The sequence below is a fragment of the Bacillus sp. 05T21 genome, assembly GCF_056396785.1.
Window position 1 is genome coordinate 1 of the sequence record NZ_JBFTMD010000055.1, and the last position, 10,113, is coordinate 10,113.

10 protein-coding genes are annotated in these 10,113 nt (G+C 33.4%); 2 read left to right on the forward strand and 8 right to left on the reverse strand.

The features are described 5' to 3' along the window. Window positions 1–385: 385 nt before the first annotated feature. Window positions 386–997 (reverse strand): TetR/AcrR family transcriptional regulator, encoded by a 612-nt coding sequence (locus tag AC1DKZ_RS32025; protein WP_105588301.1) that lies wholly within the window; start codon window positions 995–997, stop codon window positions 386–388. 128 nt (window positions 998–1,125) lie between these two features. Between AC1DKZ_RS32025 and AC1DKZ_RS32030 the strand changes: the two genes are divergently transcribed. Beyond that, window positions 1,126–1,476, forward strand: coding sequence for an SH3 domain-containing protein (locus AC1DKZ_RS32030; RefSeq protein ID WP_309515312.1), 351 nt, complete (start codon window positions 1,126–1,128; stop codon window positions 1,474–1,476). A gap of 533 nt (window positions 1,477–2,009) precedes the next feature. Here AC1DKZ_RS32030 and AC1DKZ_RS32035 read toward each other — a convergent pair. The 4 genes from AC1DKZ_RS32035 to AC1DKZ_RS32050 form a co-directional block, all read right to left on the reverse strand. Continuing rightward, the gene (locus AC1DKZ_RS32035; RefSeq protein WP_309515311.1) at window positions 2,010–2,411 is read right to left on the reverse strand and encodes a hypothetical protein; all 402 of its coding nucleotides are present in this window, start codon (window positions 2,409–2,411) and stop codon (window positions 2,010–2,012) included. A gap of 717 nt (window positions 2,412–3,128) precedes the next feature. Beyond that, on the reverse strand, window positions 3,129–3,779 hold the full coding sequence (locus AC1DKZ_RS32040) for a MarR family transcriptional regulator (RefSeq protein WP_309515310.1): 651 nt from the start codon (window positions 3,777–3,779) through the stop codon (window positions 3,129–3,131). 261 nt (window positions 3,780–4,040) lie between these two features. Then, a complete protein-coding gene (locus tag AC1DKZ_RS32045) occupies window positions 4,041–5,276 on the reverse strand; it encodes a plasmid recombination protein (RefSeq protein ID WP_309515309.1) in 1,236 nt (411 codons plus the stop codon). Between the two features lie 501 nt (window positions 5,277–5,777). Further along, window positions 5,778–6,317 carry a hypothetical protein gene (locus tag AC1DKZ_RS32050; protein WP_476997903.1) on the reverse strand — a complete coding sequence of 180 codons (540 nt, stop codon included), beginning with the start codon at window positions 6,315–6,317 and terminating at the stop codon, window positions 5,778–5,780. A 470-nt stretch (window positions 6,318–6,787) separates the two neighbouring features. Between AC1DKZ_RS32050 and AC1DKZ_RS32055 the strand changes: the two genes are divergently transcribed. Then, window positions 6,788–7,012 (forward strand): hypothetical protein, encoded by a 225-nt coding sequence (locus AC1DKZ_RS32055; protein WP_476997904.1) that lies wholly within the window; start codon window positions 6,788–6,790, stop codon window positions 7,010–7,012. An 863-nt stretch (window positions 7,013–7,875) separates the two neighbouring features. Here AC1DKZ_RS32055 and AC1DKZ_RS32060 read toward each other — a convergent pair. The 3 genes from AC1DKZ_RS32060 to AC1DKZ_RS32070 all read right to left on the reverse strand — a co-directional run bounded on the left by AC1DKZ_RS32060 (window position 7,876) and on the right by AC1DKZ_RS32070 (window position 9,609). Further along, a complete protein-coding gene (locus AC1DKZ_RS32060; RefSeq protein WP_431183688.1) occupies window positions 7,876–8,328 on the reverse strand; it encodes a CBO0543 family protein in 453 nt (150 codons plus the stop codon). Window positions 8,329–8,642: 314 nt separating this feature from the next. Further along, a complete protein-coding gene (locus AC1DKZ_RS32065; RefSeq protein WP_172555814.1) occupies window positions 8,643–8,840 on the reverse strand; it encodes a hypothetical protein in 198 nt (65 codons plus the stop codon). Between the two features lie 160 nt (window positions 8,841–9,000). After that, the gene (locus AC1DKZ_RS32070) at window positions 9,001–9,609 is read right to left on the reverse strand and encodes a DUF3967 domain-containing protein (protein ID WP_431183687.1); all 609 of its coding nucleotides are present in this window, start codon (window positions 9,607–9,609) and stop codon (window positions 9,001–9,003) included. Window positions 9,610–10,113: the final 504 nt, after the last annotated feature.

The window sequence follows — 10,113 nt, forward strand, 5'->3', positions numbered from 1 at the left end:
CTCCTAGTGTGGATACCCACACATATGTTACTACCCCTGCTCAAATACCTTAGACGAAAAACAAAATTTATTCTTAATCTCAAACCGAACAAAAATAGGTCTTTCTTAAATTAACATACTTTCTAAAAAACAGCAAATTTCAAAAATAAGTCCTTATGGTAATTAGCCACTAATAGTGGTTGCTGGAGAAAAAGTTACTATGATAGTCATCACAGCAAGAAGTTGCCAAAGGATCTCGACAATATCATTGGTTTGATTTTTTTCAGACATTCAACAACTGATAAAATTAGCTATTTTCGAGTTAAATTTTACTTCTGATAATGAGACGTTATGTTAACCAAGCATCTATATAATATTCATAAATTATCATTCAGACATCATACTCTTATTCATCTTTTTTATTCGGTTCTTGAATTTGAAGGAGTTCAATAAAAACATTTAGCATGTCCTGGATTTGAATTCGATTGTCTACAAAATGTTGCAAATTAAATCCATTAAAAATAGCCATGCTTGTTGTTGCTAAAGTTCTAGCATCTAATGGACTTCCGACAATACCTTCGTCCTTCATTTTTTGAAAAAAATGTGTAAGAAATGACCTCCATTCCTCCATCTGAAGAATAAGCATCTCTTTTATTTGTGGTAATTCATTCGAAACCATACATCCTTGGAGAAGCATAGGAGAAGACCCCTTCTCATAAGACTCATTTACTAAACGCATGGAGTATTCTTTAAATGTATTTAGCAAATCTTGATCTTTTCCATTAAGAGCTTCCTTTAAATCTTCAAAATAAAAATCTATACCTTCTTTTATCAACTTTAGCAAGAACTCCTCTTTGTTGGGAAAATGAACATAAAAAGCCCCTTTAGAGTATCCAGCATGTTTTACAATTTGATCAATGCTTGTCCTAGAATAGCCTTGTTTAGAAAATAATTCAATCCCCGATTGCATTATTTTGTTAATCGTATTTTCTGATTGTTTTTGATGATAATTCACCATAGTACCCCCTTTTCGAAAAAGAAACTGAATGTTTAATTAATTTTAGTATATTCCTCAGCATACAATAAATTAATTAATACTGACTAGTTAGTATTAATAACGTCTATATTAAAAAGGGGGAATTTATTTTGTTACGTCGCTTATCTATTTGTACTTTACTAACAGCTTTTATGTTTAGTTTGTTTACATTTAGTGGATCTGCTTTCGCGGCTACGAATACCACTGAAGATAAAACTGTAGTAACAGCTTGCACAAAAGGAGGTACGGTAGGTATATATGGTTCAAAAATGCGCAGTTTTTCCAGCGTCGGATCGTCTGTTTTATACACATTTCCTAATGGTAAGAGAATTACTGGAACATGGGTAAAAGGTGAGTATGTTCAAGGTCATTACAGTAATTCTAATCAGTGGTTAAAAGTTACCTATAACGGGAAGACAGGTTATGTATCTCACACAACATTATATAACATTTGCCAATAAGGGTAGCATCAGAATTTTGCGGATTTACCCTATTAATACTTAACTAATTTTGCTTCAAATAAGGCTGGATAGCATCCCGAAAATGCTATAAACAACTTAACGTTGTAAATCCACATTTTCGGGACGCTATCCCTTTAAGAGGTAATCATTTAATTTTGTAGAAAATAAATATAGAAAATCAAAGTAAGTAAGAGATTACTTTGATTGGGTAAGGTCCATTCTTATCCGAAACATGTAGTTTCCGTTTTTGCCTATGTAACTAACAATAATGATGAAGTTTTACTAGTCAAAACACATTGACGTTCGGATACTTAGGAACTTTCAGGGAGACAAGTTGAAGAAGGCGAATCCTTAAGTAAAACTGTAAGTAGAGAATTCCTTAAAGAGACAGGTATTATGCTTCTGATAACGATAATTATGTAAATGAGCTGTCCATATGGGCAGCTTATTGTATTTTTTGCTTAGCGTGGTACATTTCAAAAATGCTGGCGGTACCCCTATTTGATCTAAGCGTATCATCAATTTTTTCTCACTTACATACCAATAAACATATTTTTGCTATTAGGACCCCAATTTTCTCCCATAAAACCTGACATTCCTTCTAAGTTAACGAAACATGGAAGCACAGTATACATTACCCCCTGCATTGCATTAACTCTAAAATTTATAACAAATCTCATTTTTGAATTATCAACGGGCGCTATCATTCCCATATTTGGACGTATAGCATTTTCTGCTGTAAGTGCATCTTTCATTCCTACGCTAGCAATGCCAACGGGACCCATATTACTTCTAATCCAATAATTCGAGACATTTGTTGCAGATGCCAAATCAGTTGGTTTATCATAAGTCATTAAAATTTGATTAGAAGAAATTTGTCTAGCCTCAAGAAGTATTGGGTGAGCCACCATTTCGCGAGGGTAATAAGTAAACATAGTATTCCTCCATTGGTTTTTGAAATAGATAAATTACCTAGATAATATATGCAAATTTCTGACTCTGGTTCATTATTGGGTAGCGTCAGGATTGATGGTGTCTTATAGGACTTGTCTCAAAAGTCTTAACTTTGTAAATCTGAATTTCCGGAAATCTCTCCCTAATATCACTATAAAAATAGATTCTTCCCTATGCTTCATTTTTTATATGTCCCCTTTGCTTTTTGGCTAGAAGCTGGCTCGTCGTGTGGGGGCGAAACCCCACGTATAAAACGTATCAACATGTAGCATAAGGACTATTTTTGAACGATTGATCTAAGCGGTTCGGCTTGTATACTTGCTAGTCCAAGTCGAGAACCATTGCTTTGCTTTTTGTCTGTCGGCTTGGCGAGAAAAGCACACAAGCCGAAAAAAGTTTTGCAAGGACACAATAAAAAAAGAAAAAGCCTTAGCTTTTAGGTGAGGATAAACGAACCGACTTTTTTTATTGTGAGGGTGGAGATTTTTGAGTGCTTTTCTCAAAAATACGACCCGTTCCTTGCGGAACTTTTAGCTATATATATAAGAGTGAGAAGAGCAAAGTGAAGAAAGTCAGTAATAGCAAGGGTTTATAAGACATAGGGTGTGAATTTTTTTTCACACCTGTGTGAATTTTTTTTCACACCTAAAAAATGGTAAAAACGACAAAAAAAAAGATGTCAATAGTAAAATTGGCATCTAAAATAAGTAAACTGGCAATTTATGTTTTTTATTATCTCCACTGACTTTAAAATTTCTAAGTGACTTTTTAAAAATATGTTGAGTTGCTCGATCAACACTATCTTTTGGAGAACAACACATAATATTCGGGTTTACAAACCATGTACGACTAGTACAAGTTCTTCCATCATCAGTTGTCATTCCTGCTTCTGCAACACCTAAAACCCCTTTTTTTAATAAAGAATTCATTGTTTTAGAAACACTTTCTCTTGTTTTACCAAACTTTTCAGCTAAATAACTAGGTGTTGCTGCATTAGTTTCAATTTCATTACTATTACCCTTTTCAATGATTACATTAGTTTTAAATTCCAAATAAGAAGAAATTTGCAATAAAAACGCTTGCTCCGCATTAGTAAAATAGCCAATACGATTTAAATATTCCATATTGTCCATTATAATTTGCACAAACCTCACCCGATCTGTAGGTTTTTTCTTTTTCCCTATAAAATACTCATCTCCACCGGTTGTTTTACTTAATAATTGCAAAAGCATTGCTTTCTCTTCTTCTGAGTAACCACCGGCTTGCAACTGGTCATAAATACTATCAATCTTACTATCTCTTATTTTCGCTTTTTTTTCAGCTTGTCCAAAATCTACAACTTTTGTCATAAAATAATTCTCTCCCTTAGTGGAAGGAATCAACTTTTATATGTTAGAATGTATATAGAATATATATTGGTTGATTCCAACCTTATTATGAAAAACCGCCTCGCCGACCAAAGCTTGGGCGGTTTTTCTCGTTTGTATGTCTTTCTCTATAATAACATGAAACACCTTGTTAAAGCTTTCCATCTCTTGCAAAAACACAACATTCAATCCTCTTTTTCTTCTTCAAACTCATGCAATTCAATGTTTTCACCATTATCATTCCTATCTTTCCCTATCAAAATTTTGATGTCTCCTCATTTCTCTCTTATGTTCACGTTCAAATTGATTATCTACACCCTTGCTACCCAATTCCTTTTTAATAAGCCCTCTAAACACCTTAAATTGCTCTTTTAAAACTTTTTTCGTCTGTTTATACAAAACACTTATATTCATCTTCAAATCCTTTATGTGAGCTTTTAATGAGCCTATTTCAGTATTTAATTTTCTATTCTCCTCTCTCAACCCTAGATTTATCTTTTGAGATTCTTTTAAAGAATCATACAAACTATCAACTTGACGATTCAATTCCTTATTTTCTTTTACCAAATCCGTATTCTGCAAACGCTCATAATCTTTTTTTACAGTGACTGCTGCGGTTATCAATTCTTCTACCTTTTCGAGTTGCTTTGGAGAAAAAACATAATTACCTGTTTCTTTTTCAATGATTTCAGGTTTACCAATTAATTTTGGTTTTACCTCCGTCTTTATCTCTTTCTTTTTGGTCTTTAGCGTAATTTTGTTATTGGGCAATCGCTTGCTTATCTCAGTAATTTGATTCTCTATGTTAAAAACTGCCTCGGCATATTCCTTGTATTGACGAACTTTCATATACTTATGTGAACCCACATTGGCACGTTCAAAATTCGGAATTTGTTCTTTAGCCAAAGATTCAATATAGGCCGTTTCTAATTGTCTCCAATTCGCAATCAACTCCGTCCCTTTTCCTTGTACGCCTTGTTGTTGCAAAGCTCTATCCATTCCGACACGCCTCGTTAATCCTCGACTACTTTCGAAATTCGGTACATAGTTAATATGTAAATGCGGATTTGCTTCATCATCATGTAAAACCATGTTATAGACTGCTAGATTCGGATTTCGCCCTTGAAACGCCTCCGCATACTGTTTTAACGCTTCTTTTTTAGCTTCCCTATACTTTGGGTCATCTTTACCCTCTCCAACCGCTACAACCAATTCTCGTTGCTCATGTGTCTTTTCATTTTTATGTATTTTGTCATAGTAGTCCTGAATCTTACGGTCATTACGTTTTTGCTTTTCGTTATACTTGTCGACGGCTTCTTGAAAAACATCCTTGTATACACTTCGGATGTCCTTTTGAACAAAGTAAATATTCTCGTCTAACCTGGATGGATCGATGCCAGGATTCCCATGAATGTTTTCTCTGTTATTATGGCTTAATGAACTTTGGTGAGATTGATTAAATGAGATAGAGAACAACATAAAGTGCCACCACTTCCCCTAGATTAATTGATACAATAAGTCTAGCAAGGCGACGAAATTGTGTCAATTTACGTAACCCTATACGTATTTTGTCACTTCGTAACAAAATACATAGGGCTCTGCGAGGCTTTTCGGCTCCGCCGAGCCATGCCATGCATGGCAAAAAACAAAACCTTGGGCTTTGCCCAAACCCACTGGGGAACTCTTCCCCAGACCCCATTAATCGAACTCCCCAACCCCTCAATCCTTGAGGGGCTCCCTCGCCGGTAGGCAGGTCAAAACAAAGGTTTTGACAATGCCCAGAGGGTTCGGGTGAAGTGAGTTTGTCAATGTCCTTCCGCTCCTTATCCTCCCTACGGTCCGGTACCGCTCCAAGACATTGACAAACGCCAAACAAGGGCAACTGCTCTGGTTTAGCAGTTGCCCTTGTTAAAAAAACAACGTTGCCTTAAGGCGTAGATTTACTAAACAATCGCGTCCAATTGCGATATTATTAAATTGTTACCCTTTTTCCCTTTTCGGCCAAATAAAATTGCTTATGGCAATCAAAAGATCGATACCCAACACAAGTGTCCATACTTTTAGAAAGCCAACCAACACTTCTGTTCGAAAAGAATCGTTAATTAAATAGATTAAGACAAATAAAATTCCGGCACCTATTAGAAAAGCAAGCACATGTTGTCCCCAGCTTTTAAAGTAGTGTTTCGCATAATCAATGCCAAATCTTTTAACTGGTTTCGCTCCTTGTTTCATCACATAATATTGAAAGCGTATATCAGCCCACTCAATCATACTCCTACCGAATGCGATTGAGATTCCAATATAAACAGCAGCTATTGCATGCACTTGGGTAGCAATTGCACCACGATACAAGTCGACACCCGTAGCAACTAATAAAATTAAATCAATAACAGGTGTTAAAGCTAGGAAAAACAATCCTAATTTATTTTTTTTAAGGATATATCGTGTGAATAGACCTAAAGTGATAACAACCCAAAACCCTATTTCACAAGCAGCGATCAACCACACAATTACATTCATCCCAAAACCCCTTTGTACAGCGATTCAGATACAACATCAAAACCAAATGTTGTCTGCTTTTCTAAGTATAAATAAACTTTTGCACCTGCACCAGCATCATTTTTAATAGGACTAGTGGTAACTTTAACTGTTACTTCAGTTACTTAGTCTAATAAATGGGGCCCTAAACCATAATAAAAGCGGTTACGCTACTAATATATTAGAAATTATATATATAAAGATTTTTTTTAGTGTTTCACCGAAATAAATACGAAAGTAAACTTTTGTATATTTGTTTACATTAGAAATTGAAATATATTATATATATACTGAAATCATGAAATTAAGATATAGTATATACACAGATACAATTATTAATTTTGTTCACCAATATTCCGTCTAAGTAAACCAGGGTGAAAATTTAGTTTATAGAATATATAGGAAATAACAATGTTTTATCTGTATGATTTTTTTATGAGGAGGAAACATTTTTGTCTTTATATAAACAATTATCAGATGCTCTTTTAGTAGGTTTTTTTATAGAAATTAATAAAAACATAGCAAAAGGAATTCTTTCAACAGCTATGTATCAAGAAATAGATCTCATTAAAACTGAAATGAAAAAACGAAACATTTCAGAAATAGATTCACAAAAGATTTATCAAGAATATATACAATTTGGATGTTTTTGCCCATCCCCCGAAAAAGGGGATTAAGACAAAATATTCTAAATTAGACTTAGATTAAACTTTAAAATATGCATTTCAAATCTTCTACAATTGAATTAACATGTTTCAAATATAGATAAGTTGTATTTTTGAAATGAAAATACAATTGTTAGATTTTCAGTTATTTGTTAGAAAAATATAAGGAATACGAGTTTTTTATGATAAAATTAGATTGAAAATGGAAGTGGGTTCAAGTTGTTGTTTGAATGAACTGTACACCAAAAAACCAATTCCATTACACGGGAATTGGTTTTTTGGTTTTGGGTGTGTTTCGTTAGCATAATCATTGACAGCCTAAGGGAGATTTGTCTCTTTATTGTTTAGTATAACTTAAATAAAAAGAAAATTCAAAATAAAATAATGAATTTTTACATATTTTCAAATCAATACGCAAAAATGTAAATATATAGGTTATAATAAGTATTGAAACACTCTCCTATGTTTCGAGTGATTGTATCTGTTATCTGTTTTTTGGTGCGAAATCTGTAGATAGATTTTGCACTTTTTTATTTGTGGTTTTATAGGATTAGTATAATTTTTGGCTTATTATATTAGGACTAATGACAGGATAGCGAGGTTTTATCTAGATTAAACATACTTATAGGTGTACTTGTAAGTATACTTATAAGTGCGCCTATAGAATGAAAGTAAACTTTTCAATAAAAGTTTACTTTTGTTTCCTTGATTTTATTGGCTTTATCGCAACTTACCCATTTTCCTCAAAAATGACTAGAAAAGTATACATTCAAAATACTGTAAATAAACAAGTTACGGGTACATACTACTAGTTCACATAAATCTCGTTATCAGCAATCAAAAACATTCGAATTCTATTATGTTGCCTTCAGGATTTAGCTCATGACTTGTAACTTTCTTAAATAGAGATAATACCAGTACACCCACATATAAGGAATGATGTAGGACAAAAATGTCCAAATAATATTCCAACCGTTACCATATACGACTTTCCCACTTAAAACTAATGTCATTTCAAGAAAAGTAGTAAATAGCGATATGAAAAAGACCATCAAGTACGGTCTTTTGGTTTTCTTTATAAAGAATATCAAGTAACTTGCCAAAATCGGATAAATTCCTATATTGAAAGGTAAGGCAGACCAGTTTTTTTGATCAAAGAAAGGAGCAATCCTCCAAAAACCACAATAAAGGCCGAATTCATTTACGACAAAAGCAACGACACAAAAAAATGAACCAATCAGAGGTATAATTCTTCTCTCTTTTTTATAAAGATGAAGAATTCCAACAGCCCAAGGTAACACAAATGCAATTAGAATATTAAATAGCATCTTAGCTCTACCTTCCTTTCCTTATAACCATCTTCACCTTACTCCTTATAATTTAAACTAAAAAAGTTTTCCAAACCAACGCAACATGATGATTACAATCAGCTGAGTTATGATTACAATCAGCTGAGTTATGATTAAATTATAAGACTGCTTAACTCTTATTTTGTTTTCAAAAATACATCCCATATACAAATCTAGTTACCATAACCCCACTTATCAGCAGTCCATGTATCTCAAAATCTATAAAAAAAATCCCTTCAGATCTTCCTTCTAAAGGGATTTTTCATTCAAATAATCTGTATTATCAGTAATTTTTATTTATCTACTTTAAAATACTCTGGATGTTCTGCTTTCATAGATAAAATGTTACCACACTCCGTGCAAACATCAGCAATCACTCTTGAAAATTGATTGAAAAGGTTATTCGTACTAATAAGTCTTAAACATGCTTGGGCATTTAATGAATCTTGCCCGATTTCTCTAGAACCACAATTAGGACATTTCTTATTCATTTTCAATTCCTTCTTCCTAAGATTTAGTTCACATAAAATCCAATTATCAGTAGTATCCCAAAAAGCTCAGAGTTCTCATATAACTCTAAGCTTTACTTTTGTATTCATTTTCCTATATTTTTTAAAAGTGACAAGAGATAATTAATCAAATTTCAAAAGATTATTTCCAAAACTCATACCATTTCTTATCTTTACTTGCTGCAATCATCTTCTTAACTTCCTGGACTTCCCTTATTGTTTGCATGAGCATTTCATCGCGTCTCTGGTTCTTCGCTACGTCTTCACTAGTATTCGTCGCTATAAGCGTTTGGGATTCCTGTATCGTTTGTATAGCGCTCAACAACTCTGATTCTCTTTGTGCGAATCGCTGGTCTTGTTCGACTAAACGTTTGCTTAATTCTTGTAGTAATTCATTTTGCTTTTCAATGACCTCGTTTTGATCTTGAAGCATCGTCTGTAGCGTTGTAGCGTTGAAATCCGGTTCTTCATAGCGCTCAATTTCGTGTCGCTCTAATGGCAATACCTCAACGCCTTGATGCCATGATACTATTTGTTTTGTGGCGTTTTCTAATGTCATATCTGTGTCGTTCTTTAGATTGATAACCTTACGAAATACCATTACATCACTTTCTCTATACTTCCTATGCCCACGTTCATTCTTTATGAAAGTATAACCCTCTTTTTCTAGTACATCAGCATACTTACGTAATGTACTAGATTGGATACCTAATTGCTCTGCCACGTCGCCAGGACTATATAACGTCTTCATAGCGTCTCACCTCAAAAATATATTCGCTATAGCAATGATATACCCTTTTTCCTAATAATTCACGTATCACTTGTTTCAAATTCTTAACTCCCATAATCTTTACATGGGTAATTTGTATAGTTTGTGTTACAAACCCAATCTTAGGAACACATATCAATTTTAAAATTGAATACTCATTACATCTCGATACCCACATCAAAATCTTTTTTATTTATACAAGATTTTATGCAAAAAAAGAATAGCGAGGATCCTCCGGATCCCCGCTATATCAACCATGTATAAAATCCTATATAAGAGATAGATAGACATAAAATCAAGAAACCCCATAAAAACAAAGATTCTATCAAAATATTTACTACCGATAATGGGACGTTATGTTAACTAGACGTGTATGAGATATACAATCAAACAAATTTATTTTCCATTTTCATTCTTATTTTGAAATAGATGCACAATCAAAAGTCCACCAACAAATAAGATTGAAAATCCTACGACTATATATAA